10 protein-coding genes are annotated in these 15,864 nt (G+C 71.6%); 4 read left to right on the top strand and 6 right to left on the bottom strand.

The window, feature by feature from the left end; genetic code table 11:
- The 4 genes from P0084_RS09940 to P0084_RS09925 form a co-directional block, all read right to left on the bottom strand.
- On the bottom strand, nucleotides 1–202 hold a 202-nt coding region (locus P0084_RS09940; RefSeq protein ID WP_308916687.1), incomplete at its 3' end, for a GDP-mannose 4,6-dehydratase.
- 146 nt (nucleotides 203–348) lie between these two features.
- On the bottom strand, nucleotides 349–2,010 hold the full coding sequence (locus tag P0084_RS09935; protein ID WP_308916686.1) for a GMC family oxidoreductase: 1,662 nt from the start codon (nucleotides 2,008–2,010) through the stop codon (nucleotides 349–351).
- Nucleotides 2,003–2,539, bottom strand: coding sequence for a gluconate 2-dehydrogenase subunit 3 family protein (locus P0084_RS09930; RefSeq protein ID WP_308916685.1), 537 nt, complete (start codon nucleotides 2,537–2,539; stop codon nucleotides 2,003–2,005). Before P0084_RS09930 ends, P0084_RS09935 begins: the two co-directional genes overlap by 8 nt.
- 131 nt (nucleotides 2,540–2,670) lie before the next feature.
- Complete coding sequence (locus P0084_RS09925) at nucleotides 2,671–5,517, bottom strand: autotransporter outer membrane beta-barrel domain-containing protein (RefSeq protein ID WP_308916684.1); 2,847 nt, start codon at nucleotides 5,515–5,517, stop codon at nucleotides 2,671–2,673.
- Nucleotides 5,518–5,710: 193 nt separating this feature from the next.
- Here P0084_RS09925 and P0084_RS09920 point away from each other — a divergent pair, with 193 nt between their 5' ends.
- The 4 genes from P0084_RS09920 (at nucleotide 5,711) to P0084_RS09905 (ending at nucleotide 14,380) form a co-directional block, all read left to right on the top strand.
- A complete protein-coding gene (locus P0084_RS09920; protein WP_308916683.1) occupies nucleotides 5,711–6,769 on the top strand; it encodes a tetratricopeptide repeat protein in 1,059 nt (352 codons plus the stop codon).
- Nucleotides 6,770–6,772: 3 nt separating this feature from the next.
- Nucleotides 6,773–7,168 carry a FixH family protein gene (locus P0084_RS09915; RefSeq protein WP_308916682.1) on the top strand — a complete coding sequence of 132 codons (396 nt, stop codon included), beginning with the start codon at nucleotides 6,773–6,775 and terminating at the stop codon, nucleotides 7,166–7,168.
- Nucleotides 7,165–8,361, top strand: coding sequence for a cytochrome-c peroxidase (locus P0084_RS09910; protein ID WP_308916681.1), 1,197 nt, complete (start codon nucleotides 7,165–7,167; stop codon nucleotides 8,359–8,361). Before P0084_RS09915 ends, P0084_RS09910 begins: the two co-directional genes overlap by 4 nt.
- A gap of 121 nt (nucleotides 8,362–8,482) precedes the next feature.
- A complete protein-coding gene (locus tag P0084_RS09905; protein WP_308916680.1) occupies nucleotides 8,483–14,380 on the top strand; it encodes an invasin domain 3-containing protein in 5,898 nt (1,965 codons plus the stop codon).
- A gap of 174 nt (nucleotides 14,381–14,554) precedes the next feature.
- Here the strand turns inward: P0084_RS09905 and repB are convergent, their stop codons facing one another.
- Both repB and P0084_RS09895 read right to left on the bottom strand, forming a co-directional pair.
- Nucleotides 14,555–15,259 (bottom strand): plasmid partitioning protein RepB, encoded by a 705-nt coding sequence (gene repB / locus P0084_RS09900; RefSeq protein ID WP_308916692.1) that lies wholly within the window; start codon nucleotides 15,257–15,259, stop codon nucleotides 14,555–14,557.
- 154 nt (nucleotides 15,260–15,413) lie between these two features.
- On the bottom strand, nucleotides 15,414–15,716 hold the full coding sequence (locus tag P0084_RS09895) for a hypothetical protein (RefSeq protein WP_308916679.1): 303 nt from the start codon (nucleotides 15,714–15,716) through the stop codon (nucleotides 15,414–15,416).
- Nucleotides 15,717–15,864: the final 148 nt, after the last annotated feature.

Here is a 15,864-nt window from a genome sequence, read left to right as displayed (position 1 = left end):
CCCCGTCCGCCTCCAGCATGGCTTCCGTGGCGGAGAACCCCTCGCTTTGCATCAGCATCGCGTTGCGGCGCCGCTTCAACGCGACGTCGTAGTAGTCGGTCATCCCGTCGAACCCATGCACCCGCCATCCCCGCGACAGCAGCAGCCGGGCCAGGTGGAAGCCGATGAACCCGGCCGTGCCGGTGACGAGAGCGGTGCGCATGGGACCTCTTCGGGGGTCGGGGGTCGGGGGCTTGGCGCCGAGGCCTAGCGCGGCGTGTCGGGAAGTGGAAGGTCGGCGGGACGGGCGCCGGACCCCTCGTTGCGCGCGGTGGGTCTGCGAACGCGGGACGGGCCCGCCCGGTCCGCCTAGGGCGATCCGCGCCGCGCGGCGGCGATGCCGTCGGCCGTTCTCAGGGCGAGGGCCTGGATGGTCAGCCCGGGCGCCTCCCCTCCGCCGGAAGACGGGAACACGCTTGCATCGCAGACGAACAGGTTGGGCCACCTGTGACTGCGTCCCGCGGCATCGACGACGGATGCCTCGGGATCCGTGCCCATCCGACAGGTCCCGAAGACGTGGGTGGACGAGAACGCGTCCGCCGAGCCGAACTCCTCCACGGTCTCCGTGCACCCTGCCGCCGCGACGACGTCCCGACAGGTGCGCATCATGAAGCGGATGCGGTCCAGCGCCATGTCGTCGAGATGCGAATGGATCCGCGCGACCGGCATGCCGTGCCGGTCCAAGCCTGCGTCGAGGTCCACGTAGCTGCCCGGGTGCGGCAGGGATTCGCCCAGGGCCGCGACGGACAGGACGCGACCGAACGTCTTGCGCATCGCCAGACGGTGATCGTCCCCCCAGCCGGGCACGATCCGCGACGCGTAGCCGATCGGCCCGACCAGATCCGATTCCGCCATGGCCGGTCCGAAGCGGCACCCGCCGATCACCCCCGGAATCGCGTCGGGCGCGTTGTGGTCCCACGCGACCCAGTCCACGGGCAGGCCGCGATGGCTGCCCAGCGGGTCCGGATGGAGCGCGGAGGTCGTCGTCAACAGCGTCTCCATGAAGTTCCGTCCGACCATCCCGCTCTCGTTCGCGAGGCCGTCGGGCGCATGCCGCCCCCGCGAGTTCAGCAGCAGCCGGGGTGTCTGGATCGCGCCCGCCGCGACGATCACGACCGGTGCGCGCATCACCGAAAGGCCGTCCGCCCCCGCGACGACCGCGCCCGTCACCCGTCGCCCGTCGTTCGTGAGCTGAAGCACCTCGGCCATGGGGACGACCTCGCAGTTCCCCGTGGCCTGCGCCTCGCGCAGATACGTGACGTCGACGCTGCCCTTGTCCCCACGTTGGCAGCCGCGCAGGCATCCGCCGCAGCCGTTGCAGTCCGGCCGGCCGTCGCGTGGCCGCGACAGCACCGCCAAGCTGTTGTCCACCGGCGTCAGCCCCGCCGCGACCGCCCCGCGGGCGAGGGCGGCGCTGGCGAAGCTGCGGCGGTGCGCGGGTTGGGGATAGGGGGCGCCGCGCGGGCATCGACGGTCCAGGGCCGGACCCGCGACGCCGACCACGGTCTCGGCCAGCGTCCAATAGGGTTCGAGTTCGGCATAGGAGACGGGCCAATCGGCGGCCATGCCGTGATCCGTCCGCATCCGCATCGATCGCGGATTCAGACGATGCGCCTCGCCGGTGAAGTGCAGCGAGCTTCCGCCGACGCCCCGGACGTGGTGGTAACCGAATGCGGCCCGCCGGTCGCCCGTCACATAGGGCCCCCCGGCCTTCGACCACGATCGGACGTCGCGCATCGCGGGGGTCAACGGTTGGAGCGGTGCCACGGCGTAGGGTCCGGCGCTGCCGTCCTTCGTGGGGAACGCCGTCTCCCAGTCCGGACGGTCCTGACGGAAGTCGCGGGCGGGATCGAACTGGGGACCCGCGTCCAGCACGCGGACGCGGATGCCCCGCGTCGCCAATCGCCAGGCCGCCGCGCCGCCCCCGGCCCCCGATCCGACGATCAGGACGTCCGGATCGCCGTCAGCCATGGCGGGGCGGGGCGCGGTGGTGGTCCGGATAGCCCGCGGGCTGGATGGGTGCGTCGAGCGCGAGGCCGCGCCACGCCGCCGGATGCGCATAGTAGAGCGTCATCGCGTCCGACCTGAGCCTGGTGACGTAGACGCGCGGCATCGTCTGGTCGGGTTCCGCCAACGCGGCCCGCAGGAGCCCGTCCCGCCCCGCGGACGACAGGGCCGTGAAGGACCGTCCGGCCTGCCGGTGCGCTTGCGCGTCGAGCCATCCGGATCCCAGCGCCAGCAGCGTCGCGTAGTTGGGTATGCCGTCCGCGAGGTGCCTCAGCTGCGCATCGACCCCGAGGTTCGATCCGGACGGCGCATCCCCGTCCCCCGGCAGCATCGTGTCGACCACCGCGCGGAGGATCGACTGGTCCATCGTCGCCGCGGCCCCGTCGCCTGCGACCGCGCCGAAGATCGGCACCGCCGCCACCAGGGCGAGCATCGCGCGCCGGTTGAGCGGCGGCATCGTCACGGCCGCGGGCAGGATCGGCGAACGTCCCATTCCCGGTATCATCTGTGCCGCCCCTCCCGCTCGCGATCCCGGCGCAATGTGGTCCGAACGAGGTTAATGGGACGTAAACGGCCGCCGGGGACACCCGGCGGCCGCATCGTTCGATCGGCGTCGCGCCCGGGTCAGAAGCGCACGTTCAGCCGCAGCGACGCGTTCCGCGTGGTCGTCCCGCCCGAATGGCCCAGCCCGACCCGGCCCTGCAATCCGACCCGGTCCGACAATCGCGACGCGAGGCCGATCGCCACGTGCCCGTCCGTCAGGCCGCGATCCTGCGCCGTCGCCGTGAAGCCGCTGCCTTGCAGCGACATCGCGCGGGGGACGTTCGCGTCGTCGGACCCGCTCCGTCGCGCCACCCCGAGGCCGACGGTCCAGGACGTCGCGTCCGACAGGGTGCCGTCGAACTCGACCCCGACGCCGACCCGGCCGGTGCGATAGCTCCGGTCGCCGACGCTCAGCGCCGTCACGCTGGGTCCGTCCTCTGTGTACGCGTCCGTCGAAACGTGGCTCACCTCGCCGTTCAGCCACGTCGTCATGTCGACCGAAGGGCTCAGCGTGAACGTATAGCCGAGCCGGGCCGCCAGGCTGGCCGCACGGGCGGACGTGTCGAACGTGTTGGCGACGTCGCCCGTGGCGAGGGTCGTGGTCCGGCTGCCGGAGATGTCGCCGGCACCCACGAGAAGGACGCTCTCGTAGGCGATCCGACCGGTGCCGCCATAGGCATAGGCGACCACCGCGGTCATGTCGTTGTCGGCCTCGCCCGACGCGCCGCCGTCGGTCGAGCCGTCGGTCCGACCGATGCCCAGACCGAACGTCATGCCTGGTGCCACGAACACGTCGCTTCCCAACCAGAGCGAGCGCGCATCACCGGAGCTTTCGCTCGCCCGCCCGTCCGCATCGCTGTCGATGCTGTAGCCGGACGCGTCGATCCACGCGTTGCGTCCGATGCGCCCCGCATGGCCGCGGGCCTGTAACAGCGCGGTCTGCGCCGCATGGCGGGCCGTGTCGCGATAGTCCGACAAGGCGAAGGCGTGGATCTCACCCGACAACTGCCGCAGGGCGATGCTCAGGCCCGGCCCGTCCAGGCCGTACAGGCCGTCGAACAGCGCGCCCACGTCGCCCGTCGCGTCCGTGCCCGCGGCGGGCCGGATCGCGTCCAGGGCACTGGCGGCGGCGCGGGCGTTCGCCGTTTCGGCCACACCGGCGAACGCGGCGAAGCTGCTCGGCGTCAGGGCGAGGTCGATGCTGTCGGCGTTGTAGAAGACGTCGAAGCGCGACCGCGGCGGCAAGCCGGACACCGGGGTCGTCACGGCCGCGAACGCCCCCGCGATCCCGTCCGCGTTCTCGGTCGTGACGATCCGGAACCGGTCCCCCAGCCGGGGCGTGAAGTCGTTGTTCGCGGGACTGCTGATGCCGCGTAGGACCGGATTGAGGGTGCCATCGGCCGTGAAGGTCGAATCGGCGCCCGTGACGACCAGGCGGTCATAGGTGCCCGCACCGCCGGCCGCATCGTAGTCGCGGCCGTCGATCTCTGCCCGGAACTCGGAGGTGGAGGTCTGGGTGACGTCGCCCGCGACCGTCATCGTGCCGGGGGAGTTGCCGGGGTCGAGGCGGCCGGCGTTCTCCAGGGCCCCGACGATGCGACCGCGTCCGCCCAGGGTCGCGCCCGATGCGATGCGGGTCGTGGGCGCCGCGAGCGTCCCGTTTACCGTCAGGCGGCCCTGTGCGACGGCGGCGGTTCCGGAGATCGCGTTGCTGCCGGACAGGACGGTCGTTCCCGCCCCCGCGAACGTGACGGGCCCGGTTCCCGAGATGGTCCCGGTCAGCGCCAGCGTGGTGCCCGCGCCCGCCGCGATCTCGCCCCCGCCGGCGCCGACCGAAAGGCCGCGCGCGGTCGCGATGGTTCGGGAGGTTTCCAGGCGGCCGCCGTCGAGGCCAATGCCACCCGCAGCGGCGCCCAGATTGCCGTCGCTGTCGATCCGCAGCGTGCCGCCCGTGACGGTCGTGCCGCCGGAATAGGTGTTCGTTCCGCTCAGGACGAGGGTTCCGTCGCCGGTCTTGGCGAACGCGCCGGATGCGCCGCCGTCGTCGGAGATGGCGCCGGACATGGTCGTGCTGCCCCCGGCCGCCACCTCCACAGCGCCGCCGTTGGCCGTCACGGTGAAGTCGGAACCGACGTCGGCATCGGCGACGAGCGTGCCTCCGTCGAACTGGTACGTCGTCGTGGTTCCCAGGCCCCCGATCGTGTCCGTGGCGCCGTTGATGGGGCGGGGACCCCCGCCGCCGTCGCTGCCGCCACCGCCGCTCGTCGCCTCCTCGGCCGAAACGACGCTGCTCTGGTCGAGGGGGCCGGCGCCGGTGCCGTCGATCGTCCCGTCCGCGGTATAGAGCCGGTAGCCGCCCAGCGAGAACTCGCCGGCGATCGAGGTGATGGACCAACCGAAGAAGACGTCGTTGGCGTCGTAGCTGGGGCGCTCACCGCTGTGGTTCGGGAGTTGGAGCGCGGTGTTGGAACCGGACAGATCCAGGTTCGTCCCCGCAGTATCTACGGCGATGGAGCCTCCCGTGGGATAGCTGTATCCTTGGATCCCGCAATACGTGTACTGGCAGGTGCCGCCCGTGGGGCCGTCGTATGCGATCGTATAGCTATAGGTCGCGTCGGCGAGCGGCAGATTGATCGACAGGACGTCGCCGCTCGACCATTGGAACCAATCGTTCGGGTTGGCCGTCTGCGTGGCCTCGGCCGGGCGTGAACCTCCCGGTGCCTCGAAATCTATCGTGACTCTTCCGTCCGGCGAACCATAGGAGGGTTCGGTCCCGTACTGCTCGATGGCGATGCCCTGTCCGGCCTGGATCCAGGTCGGGGTGTTGGACGTGGCCTGCGTGAAGAGATGGCCGGCATCGGCCGCCGGGGCGAGCATGGCGCCGAGCGCTGCGATGCAGGCGGCGCGGATCACTTTCGATCGTGTCATCGGTTCCTCGTGGATGGGACGGCGTTCGGCGCGGCCCGTCGGGAGGCCGGTTCGATGGGTGTCCCGATCGCTAGGCCCATAGTTCTAACGAACCGCTAATGGGGTCGGGCGCGCCCGTGGCGGCCGTGGTTAACAATGCGTCAACCATTCGACCGCTAACGTCGCCCCAACCGAAACAGGGTGGGTGACGGCCATGGTCGATAGCTGGAGGCGTGGAATCGCGATCGCGGGGCTGGCATGCGCGGCACCGTTGGCCGCCGCGGCGCTGGATGCCGGCGACGGCGTTGCGCTGGCGACGCAGGGGCGGTTCGACGAAGCCCGCGCGATCTGGGAGGAGGTGGGCGACGGTCCTTCGCTGCGGAACCTCGCGGGCCTCCACGTCGCGGGCGTCCTGGGACAGGCCGACCTCGTTGCGGCGAAGGCGCTGTTCCGGGAGGCGGCCGCCCGCGGCGATGCCCCCGCGATGCTCGGCCTCGGCCACATGGCGTTGGGCGACGGCGTCGACACGCTGGAGGCCGAGACGTGGTTCCGGCGCGCGGCGGATCTCGGCCTCGTGGATGCCAAGGTCATGCTGGGGCGGACCATCCTAGGACGCCCGACGACCCCCGACGAGGTGCAGGACGCGTTGGCCCTTCTGAACGAGGCGGGCGACGCGCATCATCCCCAGGCCCTGATGATGATCGGCGACCTGTTGCGCGGCGGCACGTACACGGCCCGGGACCTCCCGAAGGCGGTGTCGTTCTACGAGCTCGCGGCCGCGGCCGGAGCCCCCGAGGCGTCGGACACGCTGGGCGACATCCACGCCTTCGGCGAACTGGGCGCCCCCGACCTGGAGGCGGCCGTCGACCATTACGCCCGCGCGGCATCCGGCGGGGTGAAGTCGGCCATGCTCTCGCTGGCCTACATGTTCTATCGCGACCCCGGTTCGGACGCCGACCGTCTGTCCGCGGCCTTCCGCTATGCGCACGCCGCGGCCCTCGTATGGGAGGAACGCGCCCAGCTCCTGCTGGGGCACATGTACCTCGCTGGCCGTGCGGTCCCGCGCGATCCCGCGCAGGCCCATTTCTGGTTCGACCTGGCCGCGAGCGCCGGCGTGGTCGAGGCGCACCACATGCGCGGCCTGACGCACATGGCCATCGGTGCGGACGAGGCCGCGCGGATGCGCGAGGCCGCGCGACGTTGGTTCGACGAGAACCACGCGACCCCCCACACCCATCGGCTCCTCGGGACCGCGTCCCACAACTTCAGGTGAACCATGCTCAAACCCATTGCCACGGCCATCTTCGTGCTCCTGGCCGCGTCGGGCCCCCTCGTGGGAGCCGAACCCCTCGGCGCGACGTCGGTTGACGGACGCTACCGCGTCGTCCTGTCCGGGGACCTGGCGGATGCCCCGATCGGCCCCTTCCTGGAATACGACTTCGCCCTGACGGATGCGCGTGGCGTGCGGGTCGACGGCGCCGTCGTCACCATCGACGGCGGCATGCGGCATCACGGCCACGGCTTGCCGACGACCCCCCAGGTGGAAGCCCTGGGCGACGGGCGGTATCGCATCGTGGGCCTGCGCTTCTCCATGCCGGGTGCGTGGCACATCGTCCTGACCGTCCGGACGGAGGAGGGCATGGACCGGGCCGAGATCGAATTCGTCCTGTGAAGGGGCCCGTCCTCGCCGCGGCTTTGCTCGCATGCGGCGGGGCGCTCCCCGCCGCGGCGGAGGCGGATTTCCTTGACCGGGCGCGGCCCTTCTCGATCGACGCGCTCGGCGCACCCGCCCCCGACCGGTCGAACCGCCTGTCCGGGCGCGCCGCCGCGATCGAGCTGGGCCGTGCACTCTTCCACGACACGGGGCTGAGCCGTTCGGGCGACGTCGCCTGCGCGTCCTGCCACGCGACCGACGGTCGGATGATACCCAACGAGCGCCGCCCCGCCGGCCGGGACCGCGCCTTCCGCCCCGTTTCCCCGATCGCGGGCGCCGCGCATCAGGACCTGCTCATGCGGGACGGGTCCGTCGACAGCCTGTGGGCGCAGGCCCTCCGCCCCCTGGAGCACGCATCCGAGCACGACCTCACCCGGACGGAGGTGGTGGCCTATGTCGCGGCACGCCATTCCGACGTGGTCGCCGATCTCTTCGACTGGGATGCGTTCGCCGTCCCGAAGATCGCCGCATCGCCATCGGGCGATGTCGAGGCTCGGACGGCCTGGACCACGCTCGATCCCGCCGCGCGCCACCGCACGAACGCGATGTTCGCGGACGTGGGCAAGGCGATCGCATCCTACGTCGCCACGATCCCCGTACCCGCGTCCCGCTGGGACGGCATGCTCCGACGCGCCGCCCGGACGCCGGCCGGTCCGGACGCCGTTCCGGCGGCCGTCCGGCGGGGGTTCGACGTGTTCACCGGGCCGGGGCGCTGCGCGACCTGCCACTTCGGCCCGCTCTTCAGCGACGGCGACTTCCACAACGTCGCGATGCCGGACGCTCCGGACGCGCTGCCGGACCTCGGACGGCAGGCGGGGTCGATTCGCCTCCTGTCCGATCCGTTCAACTGCTTGGGCGCGTTCTCGGACGCCGCGACCGACGAATGCGCTGCGCTGCGCTTCGCGAACCTGTCGATGGAGCGCGGCCTCGGCGCGTTCCGGACCCCGTCGCTGCGGGGGGTGGCCGCGCGGTCGTCGTTCGGACATGCCGGCCGGTTCGACACGCTGCGTGCGGTCGTGGATCACTACGTCGCCGCCCCGTTGGGTCCGCATGGCCGGATGGTGGGCCTGCGGACCGCGTCCGAGCTGGTCCCCCTGGACCTGTCCGAAGGCGACATCGCCGACCTGATCGCGTTCCTCGAACTCATCTGACGGATCGCCGGGAAGCGCCTGATCCGTCGCCGAATCGTGGTCATCGTTAACGCTACGGAGAGACATCGTCCCTAGCCCTGGGGCGTCGGCGGCGTTGGGCCGCTACGCGGAGGGTTCAGCGATGATCGAGATCGGCGCATCCGAACAGTTCGGCGGCATCGCCGCGCCATCGTCGACGCGTTCGGCTCGACCCATCCGGACATCCGGCCGCCCCAGCCGCTGCGGCACCACCGGCCGTCTCGGGGCGGCGCTCGCCCTCGGTCTGACCTTGCTGACCGGGATGGATGCCGCGGCACAGACCATCGACCTGCCCAATGCCCTGACCGGGGCGCAGCAATCCTGGGTCGGCGCCCCCACCGCGGTCACGGGGACGGGTAATCACCGCGTCACCCTGAGCGCCGGTTCGGGTCGCCTGCGGATCCAATCGACATCCGGCCTGTCACCCGTGACCGGGTATGCGGCGCCATCCTCCCTGCCGAACTCCGGCGGCGCGGCGGCGATCGCGTTCGAAGGCAGCATCGGATCCCTGAACGCCGCGCTCGCGTCCCTGCAGCTCCGGACGGACGGCGGCAGCAAGGGCGTCAGCACGGTCACGGCGACCATCGCGCCGGCGGGCTCGTTCTACCTCGAATCGTCGGGAAGCTACTACGAGTTCGTATCCGGCATCCTGTCCTGGACGGATGCCCGGAATGCGGCGCGGGCGCGCAGGTTGAACGGCCTGACGGGCTATCTGGCCCACGTGACCACGCAGGAGGAGCACGCGTTCCTTCTGGAAGCGTCGGGCCTCAACACGCCGGGCTGGCTGGGTGGGTACGACAGCGATCCGGGGTCGGGCGCGACCTGGGTGTTCACGAACGAGCCGTCCTCGCCGAACTCGGGCCAGACCTTCTGGTCGGGGTTGGGCGATGGCTCCGCCCGGAACGGCTTCTACGTCCCCTTCTGCACGGGCGAGCCGAACAGCGGCAACCCGGGCGAGCCCTACCTTCAGATCGCCCACCTGGCTGGCGGCTGCTACAACGACCTCGACAACACGTCGAGCGGGTCCTACCAGCCGAAGGGCTACTTCGTGGAATACACGCCGTCGGGGGCCACGGCCTTCTCGGATACGCTGACGACCACCGCGCCCACGGCCACCATCGACGCCGCGCCCGACACGGTCCGGGGCGACGGCAGCGCGACGTCCACCGTGACCGTGACGCTGAAGCGGCACGACGGGGGGAACCTGGGCACGAGCGGCGGCACCGTCGCGCTCGCCGCCACCCTTGGCGGCGTCGGCCCGGTCGCGAACCGCGGCGACGGCACCTACACCGCGACGCTGACGGCGCCGCGGGACCACGGCACGGGCACCGTCACGGGTACGCTGAACGGCCACGCCATCGCCGACGACGCGACCATCACGTTCACCGACGCGACGCCCCCGGTCATCACCGGGCCGGACGGATCGGGCGGGACGACGACGGGCGCCACCGCGGCGGTCTCCGTCGCGGAGCGTGAAACGGCGGTGACGACGGTGTCGGCGGACGAGGCCGTGACTTGGTCGCTCGGTGGACCCGACGCGTCCGCCTTCTCCATCACGCCGGCGGGCGCGATCAGTTTCCGGACGCCCCCGGACCACGAGGCGCCGACGGACAGCGGCGGGACGGCGGGCGACAACGCCTATGTCGTGGGGATCACCGCCGCCGACGGCGAGGGCAACGCCGCCACGCAGACGCTGACCGTGACGGTCGAGGATCTGAACGACCTGGACGGCGGGGTGGGGGCCGCCGGCGGCGTCGCGGAACCGGTGGACCTTCCCTCCACGGCCGCGGCATCGGACGACGCGGTGACGCTGATGGACTTCACCATCTCCGACGGCGGCACGGGGGACGGGCAGTCGCTCGGCGTCACCGCAATCGACCTGACGGTCGGCGGCACGGTCACGGACGCGGTGTTGGGTGGGATGGTTTGGCGCCTGGATGGACCGGATGCGACGGACGTGGCGGGCAGCTACGATGCGGGCACGGGCCGGCTGCGCTTCGCGGGCCTGTCGATCGCCGTCCCCGACGGGAGCGCCCGGACCTATGCGATCCGGGCCCATTTCGGCGTCGGCACGGGGCTTGCGGACGGGGCCACGATCACGCTCGCGCTGGATGGCGACACCGACCTCGCCGTGGTGCCGGGGGGCACGCAGATGGGAGCCACGAATGCGGTCACGAACGGTGCCGGCACGGTGGTCGAGGTGGTGGCGACCCGTCTGACGTTCGACACCCAACCCGCCGGCAGCGTCAGTGGCATGACCCTGGCCCAGCCGCCCGTCGTATCCGCGCGTGACGCCTCGGGCAACCTCGACACCGACTTCGCGGACATGCTCACCCTCGGGACGGGCGCCCCCGGCACGCTCACCGGCGGGACCGCGACGGCCGTGTCGGGCACCGCGACCTTCCCGCAGGTGACCTATGCCGCGACCGCGGACGGCGAGGTCGTCACCCTGACGGCGGACGACGACGCCGCCACCGGCGACGACCTCGCGGCGGTCGCATCGAGCGCCTTTGCAGCCGACGTCGTCGCGACGCGGTTGACATTCGCCACGCAGCCCGCGCCCCTGTCGGTGCAGGGCGGCGTCCCGGCGCGCATGTCGACGGCGCCGGTCGTGCGGGCCGTCGACGCGATGGGCCTGGTGGATACGGGCCATGCGACGGCGATCCGCCTCGCCGTGGCCTCAGGCGCGGGCAGCGCCGCGCTGGTGGGGACCGGCGACATCGATGCCGACGGCACCACCGTGACGCTCGTCCCCTTCCGGGGCGCGGCCACCTTTCCGGGCCTCGATCTGACATACACGACCATAGGCCCCACCGCCGAGGGGTTCGTTCTCCGCGCGACGTCGGGCGGCCTCGCGCCGGCCGACAGCGCCCGCATGACGGGCGATCCGCGTCCCGTGGTCTCGGACGGACACCTGTCCATCTCCGGCGGCTCCGGAACCGGGGGCGCCTTCATCGTGGGCGACGTCGTGACCGTGCGGTGGGACAACTCCGCTTCCGGCGATGCCGCCGCGAACGTGACCGGCGTGACGGCCGATCTGTCGGCGTTCGGAGGGGGAACTGCGATACCGTTGTCGGAAGCGTCCGGCATCTGGACGGTGCGCTACACGATCACCGCCGGCACGGCGGCGGGCGACGACCGCAACGTCGCGATCACCGTCACGAACGCCGCCGGCCTGCAGACGACCCTGACCGACGGCACGGACGCGGTCGTCGACGCGGTGCCGCCCTCGGGATACGCCGTCGCGTTCGTCCGCGACAGGATCGGCGCGGCCGATGCGGGATCGGTCTCGTTCGACCTGTCCGGCGCGGAGAACGGGGCGTCCTTCGCCTATGCGATCACCTCGGACGGGGGCGGGACGGTGTCGGGCGCGGGCGCGGTCTCCGCCGCCGCGATGACCATCGCCGGGATCGACGTCACGGGGGTCGGGGACGGCACGCTGACGGTGTCCTTGGCTCTGACGGACTCGTTGGGCAATGCCGGCGCGCCGGCGACCGATACGGCCGCGAAGGACACGGGCCTGCCCATGGTGGCGCTGACGGGGCCGACCGCCGCGCAGAGCGACCCGTTCACGGTGACGGTGACGTTCTCGGAGGCCGTCGCGGGCGTCGCGCTCGACGACCTGTCGGTCACGAACGGAACCGCGTCCGGCCTGGCCGGTGGTCCGGTCGTCTATACCGCCACCGTCGCGCCCATTCACGACGGTCCCGTTTCCGTCGCTGTCGCGGCGGGGCGCGCGGTCGACGGAACGGGAAACCCGAACACCGCCAGCACCCCCTTTACCGTCCGCGCCGACCGCACCGGGACCCCCGTTCCCGGACCCTCGATGGTCGACAGCGACGGGGACGGCCTGGACGACGACAGCGAATCCGCCACCGCCGATCGGGACGGCGACGGCATCATGGACCGGGCGGACTACGACCCGCAGGGCTACTTCTATTGCGAGGACGACGGTCGCATCCTGCCGGGCGGCGGCATCGTGGTAACGGGTCCGAACGGGTCCAACGATACGGTGGGCACGCGCAACGACATCCGCATCGTGCGCGATGGATCGTCGGGCGAATACCAATGGTTCGCCCAGCGGCCCGGCACCTATACGATGGCGCTGCGCTATCCGCCCGACGTCGGCGTGCCGAGTCCTACGCGCACTGGGGGCGGTCCGCTCGACGTGACGTCGCTGCTGCCCGACGATCCAGCCTCCCTCGGATCGAGCGAGTTCGGCGCCACCGGCCGGCTGGCGGACGCGTCCGCGGGAGCCAACTCGACCTTCCACACCACCTTTCAGATCGAGGCGGGCGACCCCAACGTGATCGGAAACAACGTTCCCGTCGCGCAATGCGCGGTGAACGCCGTCCGGATCGAGGCGACGCGGAACGGCGCGGAAGCCAACCGCGGCGCGCCGACGGCGGCGGACTTCGTCATAACGCAGGGCCGCGTCTCGACGGTCGATACCGTGCTCGCCTATTCCGTTGGCGGCACGGCCTTGCCCGGCACCGACTTCGCCGCGCCTTCGGGAACGGTGACGATCCCGGCGGGGGACACGGCGACCACCATCACCGTGGACGTGCTGGAGGACGGTGCCGTCGAAGGCGTGGAAACGATCGAACTCGTCCTGGACGCCGTGACCGGGGGCGACGCGGCCACGGTTCTGGACGTGGAACGCTTCGCGGCGGAGGCCACGATCTCGGACGATGACCAGGTCGCGGTCGTGATCGTCGATCTGGATCTGACGGCCACCGAAGGGCGCGACGACGATGCGGCGATGACCTTCTCGTTGGGCGGGCTGCCCATCGCGGACGTCACGCTCGCCTTCTCGGGCGACGCCCAATGCGACGTCGCCCCGAGGACCATGACCTTCACGGCATCGGATTATGCAACGCCGCAACGATTGACCATCGCGGCGATCGACGACACGGCCGTGGAGGGGCGGCATGTCTGCCGGCCGACGGTGACGGTCCGGTCGAGCGATGCGCGGTTCGATGCGCTGACGCTGGGTCTCGCGGCGGTCACGGTGGTGGACGACCTGGTGGATCAGGTGCGCGATGCCCTGAGCTTCGTGCTCCAGCGCGACCTCGAGGGTACCATCGGCACCCAGTCGCGCCGCTTCGCGTCCCTGTCGGGCGATGCGCTGGACCGGTTGCGGGACGGCACGGACGACCTGCGATGCGGGACCCAGGAAGCGTTCGACGTGGACGGTGCCGCCGAAGCGGGCTTGACCCATCTCGACACGGCGGGCGTGTTCGGAACGGCACGATACGATTGCGCGACGGGCGTGCGAACGATCGTCGGCGGGGACTTCGCGCTGAACCACGCCGATGGCCTCGGCACGCAGGCGACGTTCAACGTCGTCCGGCAGCGCGAACGTCGGATCGGCGACCACGCGCTGCGCGGTTGGTTCCTGAGCGGCTACGCGTCGCGGACGCGCGTGGGCGGACTGATGGATGGACATATCGACGGCCTCGGTTTCGCCCTCGGCATCTATGGCGCGCGGGCGCTGGAGGGTGGCCTGTTCGTCGACCACTATCTGGCGGGCGGCCTCGGCCATCACCGCTATGACCTCGCCTTCGCCGATGGAGCGGGACCCATCGGCGCCGCCGGCTTTTACAGCTATGGCGCAGTCTATGCCGGCGTGGCGCTGTCGGGCGAGGTCGTGCGCGCCCGCTTCACGCTCCGACCCCGGGTGGGGGTCGACCTGGGCATCGCCGAGGCCACGACGGCGGACGTGACCGCGCGTAGGGGGGGGCGAACTCGACTTCGGCTCGCTGGACCTCGATCCGGTGCGGGGCATACGCGGCTATCTCGAACCGACCTTCGTCTTCGGCAGGGGAAGGGACGGCGGTGCCGACGTCCTGTCGGACCGCCGCGTCCTGGAGGTCGCGCCGCGCCTGTTCTGCGAGCGCGGCATGGGTGGCGAGGACGCGGGTTGCGGCGTGGGCGGACGGATCGGGCTGGAAACGCTGGCCCCATCGGGCGCCACGCTTTCGGCTTCGCTGGAGGTTGAGGTCGCCGACGGCATCCGCCGATCGAGCGTCGCGATGTCGCGCGAAAGCCCGATCTTCGGTGGGGCGGGCGTCTCGCGGACGCGGCTGCACGCGGATGAAGGCGGTGTGCCGACGATCGGACAGGTCTTCGAGCTGCGGTTCTAGCCGCCGTCGAGCCGACCCCCCTGTCTCGATCACGGGGCCATGCTACGGGCGTCGGTGCCCGTCGCCTTAGCCACCGTTCCGTCGACGACGACGGTCCCGTCGTCCGCGGTCACGTCGCGCGCGGGCGGTGCGGCCGCGGGGATGGCGCGTCTTCCCTCGGCCCGGGCCAGCACGGCCTCGAACCTCGCGTTGCTGTCGCCGCGAAAGTCCGGCCCGTCGATCGACGCCTTGATCCGTCCCGCTACGCCGCGTCGCGCATAGAGCTTGGCCAACTCGGCCCAACGGTCGCGACCCACCGCGGGGGCGGAGCCAATCGCACGTAGCAGGGGCAGGGGAAAGGCGTGGCCGATATTCAGCATGCGGCTGACCATCGGCAGGTCCGTGGACAGGGCCGCCGCGACGGCATCCCGGTCGTACCCCGCCAAGTCCAACTGTGCCGCGAAGGATGCCTTCTCGATGAACGACAGATCCTGACGGGACGTGTTCTCCTGTCCCTGCGCCATCGTCAGCGCGTGGTCGTCCAACTGCCGCACCATCGCGCGGACGGGTCGCCCGAGGTCGCGCAGGGCCGCCAGGCGACGGCGGCCGTACACGATCTCGAATCGCCCCGGCGTCGACGGATGGGGGCGGAGGAGGACGGGGACCTGCTGCCCGTGGGCGCGCAGCGACTCGGTCAGGCGCGCCTGTGCCCTGGCATCCACGGACAATCGGTCCTCGAACCCGGCATCGTCGATTAGGGACGGGTCGATGTCCCGAACCGCGTCCTCCTGCGGGCGCGCGAGGGACGATCGCGCTGTGCCGACCGGGCCGCCGGGCCGTCCCGCCAGTTCGGCGTCCGCCCGAGGGGGCCGGGTGTCCCGCGGCGCCGGAGGGGGTTCTTTCGTGTCATCAGCGACCCCATGCCCGTTCGGTCGGACCCTCGATCTCGTCGTCGACCCGGCTCAGGCCGTCCACCGCCCGGTCGCAGGTGCCGCGAGGGAACGGCGCGCGCTCCACCTCGTGCACGGTCCGATGCATCGATCCCGCCTCCGAGATGGCGGTGGACTTCACCACCGGGTCGACCGTGACCTCCTGCGCGGACAGGTCGCGAAGGCAGTCGAGCCTCGGCTCCGCCCCCGCATCAGAGGCCCCGGCGAGCAGGTCGGCCGCGTTCGCCCGGAAGCGTTGATCGATAAGTGCCGTACCGCCCATCGGTCCGCTCGATGCTCGCAACGCTTCGTTCCGCCTGCGTCGTCCTTCGCGTTCCTATAGGCACCCCCGGACCCGTTTCGCAACGCCTTCGCGGGTGCCGCGCCCGCGGTGACGGGGGGGGGCGTGAAGAGGGCCGGACCCGTCCGCA

This window comes from Jannaschia maritima, from assembly GCF_030973515.1.
Classification (GTDB): Bacteria; Pseudomonadota; Alphaproteobacteria; order Rhodobacterales; family Rhodobacteraceae; genus Jannaschia; species Jannaschia maritima.
This window is presented reverse-complemented; position numbering and strand designations above follow the sequence as displayed.